The 12823-nt window shown below is 67.3% G+C and carries 12 protein-coding genes and 1 pseudogene; 12 read left to right on the top strand and 1 reads right to left on the bottom strand.

The window, feature by feature from the left end:
• Nucleotides 1-233: 233 nt before the first annotated feature.
• The 11 genes and pseudogenes from QHF83_RS32200 to QHF83_RS32155 all read left to right on the top strand — a co-directional run bounded on the left by QHF83_RS32200 (nucleotide 234) and on the right by QHF83_RS32155 (nucleotide 10513).
• Nucleotides 234-1430 (top strand): efflux RND transporter periplasmic adaptor subunit, encoded by a 1197-nt coding sequence (locus QHF83_RS32200; RefSeq protein ID WP_282421832.1) that lies wholly within the window; start codon nucleotides 234-236, stop codon nucleotides 1428-1430.
• Between the two features lie 35 nt (nucleotides 1431-1465).
• A complete protein-coding gene (locus QHF83_RS32195) occupies nucleotides 1466-4609 on the top strand; it encodes a multidrug efflux RND transporter permease subunit (RefSeq protein ID WP_282421831.1) in 3144 nt (1047 codons plus the stop codon).
• Nucleotides 4610-4901: 292 nt separating this feature from the next.
• A complete protein-coding gene (locus QHF83_RS32190; protein ID WP_282421830.1) occupies nucleotides 4902-5171 on the top strand; it encodes a response regulator transcription factor in 270 nt (89 codons plus the stop codon).
• A pseudogene (locus QHF83_RS53550) lies at nucleotides 5132-5215 on the top strand (DNA-binding response regulator); the annotation flags it as partial. The gene QHF83_RS32190 and the pseudogene QHF83_RS53550, both read left to right, overlap by 40 nt.
• Before the next feature lie 84 nt (nucleotides 5216-5299).
• Nucleotides 5300-5542: a response regulator transcription factor gene (locus QHF83_RS32185; protein ID WP_282421829.1), complete on the top strand. Its 243-nt coding sequence runs from the start codon at nucleotides 5300-5302 to the stop codon at nucleotides 5540-5542.
• A gap of 29 nt (nucleotides 5543-5571) precedes the next feature.
• A complete protein-coding gene (locus QHF83_RS32180; RefSeq protein WP_282421828.1) occupies nucleotides 5572-6537 on the top strand; it encodes a two-component regulator propeller domain-containing protein in 966 nt (321 codons plus the stop codon).
• Complete coding sequence (locus QHF83_RS32175; protein WP_282421827.1) at nucleotides 6538-7428, top strand: hypothetical protein; 891 nt, start codon at nucleotides 6538-6540, stop codon at nucleotides 7426-7428.
• Between the two features lie 47 nt (nucleotides 7429-7475).
• Nucleotides 7476-8603 carry a triple tyrosine motif-containing protein gene (locus QHF83_RS32170; protein WP_282421826.1) on the top strand — a complete coding sequence of 376 codons (1128 nt, stop codon included), beginning with the start codon at nucleotides 7476-7478 and terminating at the stop codon, nucleotides 8601-8603.
• Nucleotides 8604-8695: 92 nt separating this feature from the next.
• On the top strand, nucleotides 8696-9112 hold the full coding sequence (locus QHF83_RS32165) for a heme-binding protein (protein ID WP_282421825.1): 417 nt from the start codon (nucleotides 8696-8698) through the stop codon (nucleotides 9110-9112).
• A 61-nt stretch (nucleotides 9113-9173) separates the two neighbouring features.
• Nucleotides 9174-9977: an SDR family oxidoreductase gene (locus tag QHF83_RS32160; RefSeq protein WP_282421824.1), complete on the top strand. Its 804-nt coding sequence runs from the start codon at nucleotides 9174-9176 to the stop codon at nucleotides 9975-9977.
• A gap of 83 nt (nucleotides 9978-10060) precedes the next feature.
• Nucleotides 10061-10513 carry a nuclear transport factor 2 family protein gene (locus QHF83_RS32155; protein ID WP_348980491.1) on the top strand — a complete coding sequence of 151 codons (453 nt, stop codon included), beginning with the start codon at nucleotides 10061-10063 and terminating at the stop codon, nucleotides 10511-10513.
• A gap of 249 nt (nucleotides 10514-10762) precedes the next feature.
• Here QHF83_RS32155 and QHF83_RS32150 read toward each other — a convergent pair whose 3' ends face one another.
• Nucleotides 10763-11731 (bottom strand): YegS/Rv2252/BmrU family lipid kinase, encoded by a 969-nt coding sequence (locus tag QHF83_RS32150; RefSeq protein WP_282421822.1) that lies wholly within the window; start codon nucleotides 11729-11731, stop codon nucleotides 10763-10765.
• 499 nt (nucleotides 11732-12230) lie between these two features.
• Between QHF83_RS32150 and QHF83_RS32145 the strand changes: the two genes are divergently transcribed.
• Nucleotides 12231-12659, top strand: coding sequence for a hypothetical protein (locus tag QHF83_RS32145; RefSeq protein WP_282421821.1), 429 nt, complete (start codon nucleotides 12231-12233; stop codon nucleotides 12657-12659).
• Nucleotides 12660-12823 lie beyond the last annotated feature (164 nt).

Below are 12823 nucleotides of genomic sequence, written 5' to 3'. Positions count from 1 at the left end.
CTGCGCCCCCGTTGCGCTTTGGCGTGAAAAAGGGCGAATTCCCGTACTGACGTGACCCCGTGCGCGGGAGACGTCGGGGCGCTCACGGGCCTCGGACCATTGCCGCCTCTGCGCGCGAACCCCACGGAGATGTTCCGCGATCGGAGCAGGCAGGAGCCCACGCGCGTTCGTTCAGCGCGTCCGTCGGGCGGCCATTTCGGACAAACTCCGCGAAAGACCGATAGAGCAACGACATGCGACACCTTCGTCTCCCCTTTTTGTGCGCGGCGCTCCTCACGGCCTGCGCGTCCGCCGAGACGAGCACGCCGCCGCCTCCGCAGCCGCCCCCCGAAGTCTCGGTCGTATCCGTGACGCCGCACGCCGTGGTGCTCGAGGACGTCCTTCCAGGCCGCGTCGTGCCGGTGCGGGTCGCCGACGTCCGGCCGCTCGTGTCCGGCATCGTGCGCGAGCGGCTCTTCAACGAGGGCGACACCGTCAAGGCGGGGCAGGCTCTCTATCGCATCGACCCCACGGTCTTCCGGGCCGAGGTCGCGAGCGCCGCCGCGACGACGGAACGGCAACGCGCTGCCCTCGCGATCGCGACGCGGGAGGCCGAGCGCGCGCAGCGCCTCGAAACAGGCGGCGCCATCGCGGGCCAGGCGGCCGATAACGCGCGCAGCACGGTCGACATCGCGCGGGCCGACCTCGCCATCGCGGAGGCCTCGCTCGCGCGGAGCAGGGTCAGCCTGCGTTACGCCACCGTCACGGCCCCCATCAGCGGACGTATCGGTCTCTCGCGCGTCACCGAGGGGGCGCTCGTGGGGACCGCCGATCCGATCCCGATGGTCACGATCCAGCAGCTCGACCAAGTGTACGTGGACATCCGTCAGCCGGTGATGCGCTACGAGGAGCTGCGCAAGCGCCTCGCGCGGGGCGAGCTCGAAACGAGCCAGGGCCTCCCGGTCACGTTGCTCTCGATGCGCGGCGAACCCTACGCAGAGCAAGGGCGACTGCTCTCGACCGATGTGAACGTCGACCCGTCGACGAGCGAGCTGACGTTGCGCGTGCTCGTCGAGAACAAAGATCTCCACCTTCTGCCGGGGATGTTCGTCCGCGCGCGCATCCCCGTCGGCCGGGAGCCTCAGGCGATCACGGTGCCGCAGCAGGCCGTGCTCCACGATCCCGCGCTCGGGGAGAGCGTGCTCGTGGTCGACCCCGGCGACCGCGTCGTGGCGCGTTCCGTGACGACGGGTCGCATCGTCGAGGGACAGCAGATCGTCCGCGCCGGGCTCGCGCCGGGCGACCGCGTCATCGTCGAGGGACAAGAGCAGCTCACGCCCGGCATGTCGGTGCGTCCCTCGACCTGGAAGCCGCCGCCGAACCGGCCGAGCGCGCCCTCCGAAGCTCCGGCGGCGACGGCCGCGCCGAGCTCCTCGCCACCCAACCCCTGACGCGGCGCGCATGCCCGCAAGCGAATAACGAGATCATGCCGCGTTTCTTCATCGAGCGCCCGGTCTTCGCGTGGGTCGTCTCCCTCTTCATCGTTTTGCTCGGCGTGCTCGCGCTCGGGCGCCTGCCGGTCGAGCGCTACCCGACCGTCGCGCCCCCGAGCGTGAACGTGACGGCCGTGTACCCCGGCGCGACGCCCTCCACGATGAGCGAGAGCGTCCTCGCGCCCATCGAGCGCGAAATCTCGGGCGTGCCGCATCTGCTCTATTTCGAGTCGTCCTCGGACACCTCGGGCGTCGCGCAGATCACGGTCACGTTCGAGCCGGGGACCGATCCCGAGCTGGCCCAGGTCGCGGTCCAGAATCGTCTGCGCACCGTGGAGCCTCGACTGCCGCAGATGGTCCGGCAGATCGGCCTCGCCGTCGAGTCCTCGACCTCGAACTTTCTCTGCATCGTCGATCTGCGCTCGCCCGATGGCCGCTACGACGAACAGACGCTCGGCGACTTCCTCTCGCGGGGCCTCGTCGAAGAGCTGAAGCGCGTCCGCGGCGTGGGCAGCGTGCAGGTCTTCGCCGCCCCGCGCGCCTTGCGCGTGTGGCTCGACCCCGCGCAGCTCACGGCGCTCGAGGTGTCGGTCGAGGACGTGGCGAATGCGATCCGCGCGCAAAACGCGCAGGTTTCGCCGGGCCGGGTGGGCGACGCGCCGACGGTCCCGGGACAACGCGTGACGATTCCCCTCGTCGTGCGGGGCGAGCTCGAGACGCCCGAGGAGTTCGGCGCCATCGTGCTGCGCGCACGACCGGACGGTTCACGCGTCCTTTTATCGGACGTGGCCCGCATCGAGCTCGGCGCGCAGAGCTACCGCACCTCGACGCGAACGGACGGCTCCCCCTCGGCCGGCGCGGGCGTGATGCTCTCGCCCGGGGCGAACGCGGTGGAGACGGCCGCGCTCATTCGCGCGCGCGTCGCCGAGCTCGCCGAGGGTTTTCCGGACGGGATCGAGGTCGGCATTCCGTACGACACGGCGCCTTTCGTTCGCATTTCGATCGAGAAGGTCTTCAAGACCTTCTTCGAGGCCATGGCGCTCGTGTTCGTGGTGATGTTCGTCTTCCTGCAGAACCTCCGCTACACGCTGGTGCCCGCCATCGTCGCGCCGATCGCTCTGCTCGGCACGTTCGCCGTCATGTATGCGACGGGGTATTCGATCAACGTCCTGACGATGTTCGGGATGGTGCTCGCGATCGGCATCATCGTCGACGATGCGATCGTCGTGGTCGAGAACGTCGAGCGCATCATGGCGACCGAGCGCCTCTCGCCAAAGGAGGCGACGAAGAAGGCGATGAAGGAGATCACCGGCGCGGTCATCGGAATCACGCTGGTGCTGTCGGCCGTGTTCATTCCGATGGCGTTCGCGTCGGGCTCGGTCGGGACGATCTACCGACAGTTCAGCCTCTCGATGGCGGTGTCGATCCTGCTCTCGGCGTTCCTCGCGCTCTCGCTGACGCCCGCCCTCTGCGCGACCGTCTTGAAGCCGGTGTCCGCGCACCACGATGCAAACCGCGGCGTGTTCGGGCCTTTCAATCGCGGCTTCGCGTGGCTCACCGAACGGTACGGCCGGGGCGTCGGGCGTGTGGTGAAGCGGAGCTGGACCGCGCTCGTCTCGCTCGTCGCCATCGCCGCCGGCGCGGCATGGCTCTTCCGCGCGTTGCCTGGCTCGTTCCTGCCCCAAGAGGATCAGGGCTACTGGATCTCGAGCGTCGCGCTGCCTTCGGATGCGACGGCCGAACGTACCGATCAGGTGATCCGCTCGTACGAAGCCTATGTGCGCGAGCGACCTGGCGTGCGTGCGGTGGTGGCCATCCAAGGCTTTGGCTTCTCCGGCTCGGGCCCGAACGCAGCGCTCATGTTCACGATCCTCAAAGACTGGGACGCGCGCCAAGGCGCAACGGCCCAGGGAGAGGTGCAAGCCGCGAATGAGCGTTTCGCGGGCCTCCGCGACGGAATGATGTTCAACGTCCTCCCACCCTCCATCGATTCTCTCGGCACGAGCTCCGGGTTCGCGATGCGCCTCGTCGATCGACGCAACCAGGGGCAAGCTCGTCTGCTCGCAGCACGAAATCAGCTCCTCGCCGCTGCCGCGAAGAGCCACGTGGTGCAGGGGGTCTATCCGGAGGGTTTGCCCGATGGTGCGTCGGTGCGCGTGGAGATTGATCGTCAGAGCGCAGAGGCGTTCGGCGTGTCGTTCGCGTCGATCAACGCGACGCTCTCGGCGGCGCTCGGCTCGATGTACGTCAATGACTTTCCCAACGCGGGGCGCCTGCAGCAGGTGATCCTCCAAGCGGAGCCCGCGGTGCGGATGCAGCTCGACGACGTGTTCGCGCTGCCGGTGCGCAACCAAGAAGGTCGCATGGTCCCGCTCTCCGCCGTGGCCACACCTCGGTGGGAGCGGAGCCCGCTCCAGCTCGTTCGCTACAATGGGTATCCCGCCATGCGTCTCTCCGGCACCGCAGCGAGCGGCTTCAGCAGCGGAGAAGCGATGGCCGAGATGGAGCGTCTCGTTTCGCAGCTCCCCCCGGGCTACGGCGTCGAATGGACGGGGCTCTCGTATCAGGAGCGTCTCTCGGGTAACGAAGCGCCCGCGCTCCTCGCGCTCTCCCTGCTCGTGGTGTTCCTCGTGCTCGCCGCGCTTTACGAGAGCTGGTCGATCCCCGTGTCCGTCATGCTCGTGGTTCCCCTCGGTTTGCTGGGCGCGCTCTTGGCGGTGAAGCTGCGCGGCATGCCGAACGATGTCTTCTTCAAGGTCGGCCTGATCACGCTCATCGGGCTTTCCGCGAAGAACGCCATCCTCATCGTGGAGTTCGCCAAGCAGCTCGAAGAGGAAGGGCGCGGGACGGCGAGCGCGGCCATCGAGGCAGCACGATTGCGCTTGCGTCCGATCCTCATGACGTCACTTGCATTCACACTCGGCGTCGTCCCCCTCGCGATCGCAAGTGGCGCCAGCGCGGAAACGCAGCGCGCACTCGGTACCGGCGTCCTCGGCGGGATGATCAGCGCGACGGTGCTTGCACTCGTGCTCGTCCCCGCGTTCTACGTCGTCGTGAGAAGCGTGGTGAAGCGGCTCTCGCCCGAAGCCGCTGGCCGCCGCCCGGAGGCTGCGCCGGCCATTCAACCGACCGAGTGATCGGCTGGTCTCCGCCTTGGAGGGTGGGCGCCAGCATCCGTGTTGTCCTTTACCGGCGCCAATGCATACGTGTACTCGCAGTGCAAGAGAATTCGATGGCGCTCTCGACTTTCCGCGCGAGGCCGACGTATGATGGCGTCATGCCGTAGCCGGGGATACGGCCGCGGCGGCGGGTGGCGGGGCGAAGGCTCCTGCGCGAGGGTGAAATGGGCAGGTTATTTGCCTTATCAGCCGGCGGATCGATGATCCATAATTGCGCCCCTCCCCCCGGGTACAGCGAAGTTGGAGCAGGATGGACGGACCGCATGGTGATCCGAAGTGCATCTCGATTCTCAGCGTCGAGGATCACCCGGTATTTCGTGAAGGCCTGAGCACGATCATCGGATCGCAGCGCGACATGCGGCTCGTCGCGCAAGCCTCGACCGCCGAAGAAGCGCTCGACGCGTTCCGGCGGCACCGGCCCGACGTCACGCTGATGGACGTCCGCCTCCCCGGCGAGACGGCATCGATGCGCTCGTCGCCATCCGCGGCGAATTCCCGCGCGCCCGCATCCTCGTGCTGAGCACCTCCGACAGCGACGGAGACATTCGCCGCGCCCTGCGATCCGGGGCGGCCGGATACCTCCTGAAAAGCGCGCCGCGACACGAGCTGCTGGCCGCGGTGCGCGCGGTCCACGGTGGAGCGAGACACGTGCCGCCCGACGTCGCGGTGCGCCTGGCCGAGCACCTGGGCCAGGACGATCCCACGCCGCGCGAGCTCGAAGTGCTCGCCCTGATTCGCGAGGGCTACCGCAACAAACAGATCGCCGATCGGCTGTCGATCTCGGAAACGACCGTGAACTTCCACATCAAAAACCTCGTGGAAAAACTCGGCGCCAACGATCGAACCCACGCCGTCGCGATTGCGATCCGTCGCGGTTTGCTTCCCGTGTAATCGTGGGCTCCTTCCGCTGTCGTGACCGCGTGCTGCGAGCGGGGGCGATCGTCTCGTGGCTCGTGTTGTTCGGGTCTCCCGCGTCGGCGTCGCAGCCGGCGCCAGCGCTCGACCTCTATCAGCGCCTCGACGAGATGCACCACACGGCGTGGACCGGGAAGGATGGCCTCACCGGCAAACCGGACAGCCTCGCCCAGACCGCGGACGGCTATTTGTGGATCGGCACGAGCAACGGCCTGTATCGCTTCGACGGCGTCGCGTTCGAGCGCTACCAGCCCGAAGCCGGTGCGCTTCCGGCCGCCTCGGTGAATGCGCTGCTCGCCACGCGCGACGGTGGGCTCTGGGTCGGCTACACGCGCGGAGGTGCCAGCTTCATCGCCGCGGACGGGCGGCTCACCAATTACTCCGTCGAGCATGGCCTGCCCGTCGGAAACATTCGAGACTTCGCGCAGGATCAAGACGGCACGATGTGGGTCGCCGCGACGGGCGGCCTCGCGCGGCTCGAATCCGGCCGTTGGCATTCGGTGCGGAAGGACTGGAATTATCCCTGCCTATCTGCGTGGAAGCTGCTCGTGCAGAGGGATGGGACGCTGTGGGTAGGGGGCGCGAGCCCAAACAAGCTCCTGTTCCTGCCCAAGGGAACACGGAAGTTCCACGACCCGGGTGTGAATCTCGAGGCCCGCGCGCTCGCCCAAATCGGCGACACGGTATTCGTCACCGACGGGGGGAAGACGGTGCATCGCGTACGGCGTGGGACCGACGGCTCGGCGGAGTCGGACGTGTTCGGGGATGTCATCACCAGCGCGATGGCCCGGGATCACGACGGCGGACTGTGGTTCGCGGGGCATGGCCTCACGCGGCTTCGTGTCGACGGTCCGGCGGCGGAGCTCGCCTCGAACCCAGTTCCATCCGCGCCCGAGCGGTTCACGATCGAACAGGGATTGTCCGCACGAGTCGCCTACGACGTGCTCGTGGATCGCGAACAGAACGTGTGAGTGGCGACCGAGGCCGGCCTCGATCGATTCCGCCGGCGCAACCTCTCATGGAAGGCCGAGCCACGGATCGAGGACGGCGCCGCGCTCGTCACCGACAGCAACGGCGAAGTCTGGGTCGTCTCCTGGCTTGCTCCTTCGATCACGCGGGCCAGCGACGGCACTGCCATTCGCAACGCCCCTCCATCCCTGCTCGGTGGACTATCCGACCATGACGGGTCCATTTGGATCTACAAGGACGGGACGTTCCTGCATTGGCTCGACGGACGCTTCGTGCCCGTGCCGCCGCCCGACGAGGTCGTCAAACGCGGATACACCTTCAGCGTCATGGCGGCCGCCAAAGATCGCGCCGGCCGGCTGTGGGCATCGGTCAACGGCATTGGCCAGTTCTATCGAAAGGATGACCAATGGACGTTCGTCCCGGTCCTGCCCGAACCGGATCGCCTCGACTGGACCGCTTCCAAAGTCCACGCGGACGCTGCCGATCGCGTGTGGCTGGCCTATCGCGACGAACTGGCGATGGTCGATCAAGGGAAGGCGCGCGTGTTCAAGAAGGCCGATGGCCCTGGACGTCGGGCCGATCCTCTCGATTGCGAGCCACGATCGCGACGTGTGGGTGGGAGGCGAGAACGGACTTGCGTTCCTGCGCGCCGACCGCTTCCACGCGGCGCGGACGTCTCCCGAGACCGACCTCGGCGCGATCGCCGATATCGTCACCACGCGGGATGGCCTCTGGTTGGGCGCCGCGAGCGGCATCGTGCACATTCCAGACGCCGAGGTCCACCGGCTCCTTGCCGATCCCACGCACCGCGTGCGCTACGAGCTGTTCGACCTGGTGAGCGATTTGCCGGAGGCGCTGCGCGTCGACCGCCGCGCCTCGACTGCGGCAGCTGATGGCCACGGGGGGCGTGTGGGTTGTCACGACCGCCGGCCTTGCCCACGTGGATCCGCGTCGAATCGTCCGGAACACGATGCCGCCGCCCGTGGTCATCCGCGCCGTGAACGCGGACGACAGAGCCTATGCGCCGCGCGGCGACGTGTCGTTGCCGCCGCTCACGCGAACGCTGCGCATCGACTATACGGCGCTCAGTTTGACCATCCCGGAGCGCGTCCGCTTCCGTTATCGGCTCGAAGGCTGGGAGACGGATTGGCACGACGCGAGCACGCGGCGCACGGCCTTCTACACCGACCTCTCGCCGGGGCGCTACGCGTTCCGCGTCCTGGCTTGCAACAACGACGGCGTGTGGAACGAGACCGGCGCAACGCTCGCATTCATCGTGGCGCCTGCGTGGTATCAGACGATATGGTTCCAGGCGCTCGTGGCGATGGGGCTCGTACTATCGGTCGTCGCCCTCTATCGGATGCGTGTGCGCCAGGTGTCGGCGGCGCTCAGTGCCCGATTCGACGAGCGGCTCGCCGAACGCACCCGCCTCGCGCGCGAGCTGCACGACACGCTGCTGCAGACCGTGCAGGGCAGCAAGATGGTCGCGGACGATGCGCTGGAGGACACGGCCGACGCGGAGCGATTGCGCCGCGCGATCGAGCGATTGTCGGCGTGGCTCGGCCGCGCCGTCGTCGAAGGGCGGGCGGCGCTCAACTCGCTGCGCACCTCGACGGTGGAAGGCAATGATCTCGCCGAGTCATTCAGGACGGCCGACGACGATCCGGCGAAGCCGCCGGCGATGACCGTGTCGGTCGTGGTCCATGGGGAACCGCGCGAATTGCATCCGATCGTTCGCGACGAGATTTATCGCATCGGTTACGAGGCGATGCGCAACGCCTACACGCATTCAGGGGCGACGCGGCTCGAGGTCGAGCTTTCGTACGGGCACGATTTCACCCTGCGCATCACGGACGACGGCACCGGCATCGATCCGGCGGTCGCGGGATCCGGCAAGCGCGGACGGTTCGGGCTGCCGGGCATGCGCGAGCGTGCGGCGAACATCGGCGGCGCGCTCACCATCGACAGTTCTTCCGCGGGAACGCGCATCACGCTCGCCGTGCCTGGCCGCAGCGTGTTCCGGCGCGCAGCTCCTCCCACCCACCTGTCTCCTCCCTCCCACCTGTAGAAAAACACAGGTCCGCGCCTGCAGCGATTGAGGTGCCCAGCGATCCGGCGGCGCCTTATCCTCGCGGGTGTCGGCACGAGGGAGAACACACGATGTCATTGACAGCAGATCGAGCGCGCGCGGTGATTGCCGCCGCGGAAACGAAGGCGTGGGAAATAGGCGTCCCCGTGGTCGTGGCGGTCCTCGACGCGGGCGTGCACCTGAAGGCGTTCGCCCGCATGGACGGCGCGCCGCTCGCGTCCATCGATATCGCGTTGAAGAAGGCGCGGACGTCCGCGTTGTTCAGGGCCCCTAGTGAAGCGGTGTGGGAATACTGCAAACCAGGCGCTCCGGCGCCGGGCCTGGAGCTCACCAATGGCGGTCTGGCGCCTTTTGGCGGAGGCGTCCCGCTCGAAGCCGGCGGCGAGCTGGTCGGCGCCGTCGGCGTGTCTGGCGGCGCGGTGGCTCAGGACCTCGAGATCGCAAAGGCCGCGGCGGCCGCGTTCCACTTCGAGCCGGAGCGCGCGTAGGCATCATCTTTCGACGAATCGACACGAAGACGAGAGCTACAGGCGAAGGAAGGAAAAAAGCATGTCCAAAACCATTTTGATCACGGGCGCCGGTTCCGGGTTTGGCGAAGGCGCCGCCATCGGCATGGCGAAGAACGGTCATCAGGTGATCGCGACCGCGCAGATCTCGCCGCAGGTGGCGGCGCTGCGACGCAAGGTCGACGAGCTCGGCTTGAAGAATCTCCGCGTCGAGAAGCTCGATCTGCTCGATCTCTACGACGTGGCGTATGCGCACACCTGGGACATCGACGTGCTGTTCAACAACGCCGGCATGGGCGAAGCGGGACCGGTCAGCGAGATTCCCGTCGATCTCGTGCGGCGCAACTTCGAGGTGAACGTGCATGCGCCGCTCGTCCTCACGCAGGGCTTCATCCGGAATTGGATCGCGCGGAAGAAACCGGGGAAGATCGTGTTCACGTCTTCGATGGGCGGGCTCTTCACGCCGCCCGGCTATGGCATCTACGTGTCGACGAAACACGCGCTCGAGGCGATCGCCGAGGCGATGCAGCAGGAGCTCAGGCCGTTCGGCATCAAGGTCCAGACGATCAACCCCGGCGCCTACCTCACCGGCTACAACGAGACGATGGCGGACACGCCGTTCCGGTGGCTGGACGACGCGCGCAATTTCACGAAGAAGGCCGAGATGCGCGCGACGTTCGACAGTCTGCTCGGCACGCCGCAGGGCCGCCTCGATCCCGCCGAGATGATCGCGCGGATGATCGAGATCGTGCCTTCCGACACGGGCAAGTTCCGCAATGTCGTGCCGCAGTTCGTCGAGGACATGCTCAAGCAGCATCAGCTCGACGCCTGGAACAACGAGATCTGACGGACCTCACTTTGACGGGTATCGAAGTGAGACTCGTGCGCAACCTGATGTTGGTCCCCATGGTCCTCACCATGACCGCGCCCATGCTGGCGGGAGATGTCGCGATGGCCGAAACGAATACCACGAGCACCACGGAATCACGCAACAAGGCGATCGTCGAGGCCAGCTTCAAGGCCTGGAAAGACGGCGCCGGCAGCCCCTTCGATCTCCTGACCGACGATGCGACGTGGACGATCGTAGGCAATTCGGTCGTCGCGAGGACGTACAAGAGCCGCGAGGAGTTCCTGCGTGAAGTCATCCGGCCTTTCAACGCGCGCATGCGCGAGCCGCTGAAGCCGGAGATTCGCCGCATCTACACCGATGGCGCCACCGTCATCGTCTTTTTCGACGCCAAGGGCATCGCGCGCGACGGCCAGCCGTATGTCAACACCTACGCGTGGTTTCTCGACATGCGTGACGGACGCGTGACGTCGGCGTCTGCGTTCTTCGACAGCCTGGCGTTCAATGCGTTCTGGGCGCGCGTGCCGCCGCAGTAACCGTTGCCGGCTCACGAGGACGCGTGCGGCGTCCATGCGATCCAGCCGCCACGCGACGCCCCCGAACTTGTCGCGGCTCTCTTCCTTGGCAGTATCGCTCCTGGTCTTACCTCGGCCTGTTCGATGAACTGCGCATCGCGCAGTTCATCGACCAAAGGTCCAGCGCTTGCGCAGGCCCCGGGTCCAGGGGCGGATAGCCCCTGGTGGGGCCTGGGGCAACGCCCCAGCGAAGCGCCTCCCCCGAGGAACTCACGCCTCCGACGTTTCGATTTCGACCTGCGCCTCCGGGCTCGTCGGGAGCTTGATTTCGGGGCCGATCTTTTCGGGCTCGACGAAAGGCGGCGCGAGGACCACGAGACTTGCTGGCCTGCATTCGATTGCGACGGGGGTTGTGCCTGCCGCCTCGCCGTCGATGAGCACGTGCTGCGCTGGGTCGGCGAGGATGCGCAGGCGGCGACAGGGGAAATAGCCGACCTCGTCGCGCGTCGCGGGCTCGCCGCGCGCGGCTGTGAGAAAAAGGTGAATGCCTGTGGCCACGGCTGCGTTGAGCGTGGTGGCCGCGACGACCGTCACGTCGAGCATCCCGTCGTCGCCGACGAGCGCTGAAGGGCCCTGCGCGAGCACTGTGCGAAGCGGCGCCATGTTTGCCACGGTGACGGCCACGGCGCGGCACCGGACGATTTGCTCGTCGGTTTCGAGCTCCACCTCGAACGGCGCGAGCGTGCTGAGCTTGCGCACCGCCGTCGCGACATAGGCGAGCACGCCCCAGCGATGTTTGTCCTCCCTCGCCGTATCGGCCACCGTCTCGGCGTGGAGGCCGACGGAGGCGTGTAGCACCATGCAGCGATTGCCGACGAGGGCGGTATCGATGACCCGGCGGTGGTCTGCGAGCAGCGTGTCGCACGCGGCGATCGGGTCCCCCGGGATGCCGAGGGCTGCGGCCAGCGAATTCGACGTACCACACGGCAAAATCCCGAGCGGCACCTCGCTCTGTGCGAGCACCCCTGCCACGGACGAGACCGTCCCGTCGCCCCCCGCTGCGATCAGCATCTCCGCGCCCGCGTCGAGCGCCTCCTGCGCGCACGCGGACGGGTCCTGGTCGGGGCCCGTCCGCATGACGTTCAGTTCGAAGCGGGGCGCGAGGATCGCGTGCACGCGGTCGAAGACGTCATCGGCGGCGCTGCCGGCGGCGGCGTTGTAGATGAGGCAGGCTTTCATTCCATCGACTTACCATCTCTCCTCCCTTCTTTGAAAGCGGAGCACAAACCGGATGTCGGTTGCCGCTCGCCCTGGGCCGAGGCTTTTGCACCACTCCGACCCCGGGTCCCCCCTTGGTCTCATGTTGACGCCGCTACGCTGGGGCGTTGCCCCAGGCCCCACCGGGGCTATCCGCCCCTGGACCCGGGGCCTGCGCAAGCGCTGGACCGTGCGTCGATGAACTGCGCGATGCGCAGTTCATCGAACAGGCCGAGGCAAGACCAGCTACGACCCTGCCCATCAAGACAGCCGCGCAGATCTTTCGACCGGCAATGCGGTCCAACCGGCCCGTTGGAAGAACTGCGCGGAGCGCAGTTCTTCCATCCCGGGTCCAGCGCTTGCGCTGGTTCGGGTCGAGGGGCGAACAGCCCCCGCGGGGCCCGGGGCAGAGCCCCGGCGCGGCGGCCCAAAGAAAAGACCAATGCTCAGGCCCTGGTTCGGGTCGAGGGCGGGGCTAGCCGTGCGTATTGGATGGTCTTATATCGAAATCGGGAGCTCGAAGCCCGAGATGTACGTGCATCCGCGCGGACGCTTCCGGCGCAAGCCTATGAACATCAACCATGGTATCTCCTTGCTGCTGCTGGCCGTGGCCATGCTCGGCTGCGCCTCGGATCAGGGCCGCGCGCCGGGCCCGCGCGCCTTGGACGCGCGACGCAACAACCTGCTCGTCCACTTCCCACACGCGCCGGACGCGCCGCCCACGCGCTGGCTAGGACTGATCGGCGCGTACGGTACCGACACGACCCACCGGTGGTACGTGTTCGAGCGCGACCAGCGCCTCTGGGTTCGCGATCCGCTCGGGAACGACGTGCCGCTCACCGAGATCAGCGACTCGACGTTTCAGTCGCCGGTGTCATCGATTCGAGGCGCGCCCGCAGCAGCGGGCTGAGGGAATGAAGGGTGCGAATTTCAGCGCCCTTTAGGCCGGGCCTGGCACTGGGAGCGAAATCAGCGCCGAGGGCAACGGTCCTGAAGGGCAACACGATGTCGGCGGAGACTCGCTTCCCGCCCAGCAAGAACCATTTCATCGCCGGGTGAGCGCTCTCCCTGATG

Source organism: Polyangium sp. 15x6, from assembly GCF_029960785.1.
In the GTDB taxonomy this organism is placed as follows: domain Bacteria; phylum Myxococcota_A; class Polyangia; order Polyangiales; family Polyangiaceae; genus Polyangium.
This window is presented reverse-complemented; position numbering and strand designations above follow the sequence as displayed.

What these genes read in the sequence shown, in the direction of transcription:
- QHF83_RS32190 (WP_282421830.1), top strand. Translation starts at nt 4,902, where the DNA reads ATGGACGGACCGCATGGTGATCCGAAGTGCATCTCGATTCTCAGCGTC.
- QHF83_RS32195 (WP_282421831.1), top strand. Translation starts at nt 1,466, where the DNA reads ATGCCGCGTTTCTTCATCGAGCGCCCGGTCTTCGCGTGGGTCGTCTCC.
- QHF83_RS32155 (WP_348980491.1), top strand. Translation starts at nt 10,061, where the DNA reads ATGCTGGCGGGAGATGTCGCGATGGCCGAAACGAATACCACGAGCACC.
- QHF83_RS32150 (WP_282421822.1), bottom strand. Translation starts at nt 11,731, where the DNA reads ATGAAAGCCTGCCTCATCTACAACGCCGCCGCCGGCAGCGCCGCCGAT.
- QHF83_RS32200 (WP_282421832.1), top strand. Translation starts at nt 234, where the DNA reads ATGCGACACCTTCGTCTCCCCTTTTTGTGCGCGGCGCTCCTCACGGCC.
- QHF83_RS32165 (WP_282421825.1), top strand. Translation starts at nt 8,696, where the DNA reads ATGTCATTGACAGCAGATCGAGCGCGCGCGGTGATTGCCGCCGCGGAA.
- QHF83_RS32160 (WP_282421824.1), top strand. Translation starts at nt 9,174, where the DNA reads ATGTCCAAAACCATTTTGATCACGGGCGCCGGTTCCGGGTTTGGCGAA.